A 627-nucleotide genomic window follows, 5' to 3' on the forward strand; every position below is an offset into this window, starting at 1 on the left:
TTCCTTGGTGATCGCCCGATGCTTGTGCTCCATCGTCCCGGAGGACCAGTTCGACGGGGTGAACCCGCAATACGAGGCGAAGTCCTGTGCCCGGGCGAACCGGGAGCCGTCGCCGAGCCACCCGCGGATCGTCGCCGCGGTGACCGGCCCGGTCCCCGGCACCGACAGCAGCAACTCGTCGGGGCCGTAGAACGCATGCCAGAGCTGCTGGAGTTGCTCTGAGTAGCGGTCGAAGCGGCGGGTCGCATCGTCGATGTCCTCAAGCATCCCGGCTACCTTGATATGCCAGAAGCCGAGGTCGTAGTAGCCGTCGAGGATGCGGACCCAGGCGCTCGCGGCGCCGCGCAGCTGGTCGGCGATCTCCTCGTGGCGTCCGCCGCAGTACGAGTGCTCGCGCAGGACGCCGGCGACTGTGGTGCGGCGTGCCCGGGCGAGTGCGCGCAGGTCCGGCCAGCGTCCCAACACCGCGAGGGTGCGGGTGCGCGAGCCGCCGAGGATCTTGTCGATGTCCGGAACCGTCGCCGCGACATACGATCGGAGCCTGCGCCAGCATTGGTCCAGGTGCACCCGCGCGTCGGCCCGAGAGAGCGCCGAGCGTTTGATCGCCTCGGCTCCGCCCTCGTCCCG

General features: G+C 69.9%; 1 protein-coding gene. It reads right to left on the bottom strand.

The features are described from left to right. A partial coding sequence (locus TBIF_RS25460; RefSeq protein ID WP_024795645.1) for a transposase occupies positions 1–627 on the bottom strand: 627 nt, incomplete at both ends.

It is taken from the genome of Tomitella biformata AHU 1821 (genome assembly GCF_000524475.1).
Classification (GTDB): Bacteria; Actinomycetota; Actinomycetes; order Mycobacteriales; family Mycobacteriaceae; genus Tomitella; species Tomitella biformata.